General features: G+C 53.1%; 1 pseudogene. It reads left to right on the top strand.

The features are described 5' to 3' along the window. Positions 1-733 (top strand): annotated as a pseudogene (locus tag SLH33_RS13050) (hypothetical protein); the annotation flags it as partial.

Consider the following 733-nt stretch of genomic DNA (forward strand, 5'->3'; position numbering starts at 1 on the left):
ACTTTACGATGGACGATCAGCAACGGAAGCTGTACCGATAGTACGGACGATGTAGTACTGACCAACGATGCCTTACCGACCACAGCGGCAGCAGGCGCAGACCAAACCCAGTGTGATACCTCAGGCTTTACCATGGCAGCAAATACACCTACGGTAGGCACGGGATTATGGAGTATTGTCAGTGGAACGGCAACGATTACCGATACGAGTTCACCGACTACGGGAGTCACCGTAGCAGCAGGCGATACGGTGACTTTACGATGGACGATCAGCAACGGAAGCTGTACCGATAGTACAGACGATGTGGTACTGACCAACGATGCGTTGCCTACGACAGCGGCAGCAGGCACCGACCAAACCCAATGTAACACCTCAGGCTTTACCATGGCAGCCAATACGCCTACGGTAGGCACAGGAATATGGAGTATTGTCAGTGGAACGGCAACGATTGCCGATACGAGTTCCCCCACTACAGGAGTGACGGTAGCAGCAGGCGATACGGTGACTTTACGATGGACGATCAGCAACGGAAGCTGTACCGATAGTACGGACGATGTGGTACTGACCAACGATGCGTTGCCTACAACAGCGGCAGCAGGCACCGACCAAACCCAATGTAACACCTCAAGCTTTACCATGGCAGCCAATACGCCTACGGTAGGTACAGGAATATGGAGTATTGTCAGTGGAACGGCAACGATTGCCGATACGAGTTCCCCTACTACAGGAGTGA

It is taken from the genome of Tenacibaculum sp. IB213877 (assembly GCF_034043975.1).
In the GTDB taxonomy this organism is placed as follows: Bacteria; Bacteroidota; Bacteroidia; order Flavobacteriales; family Flavobacteriaceae; genus Polaribacter.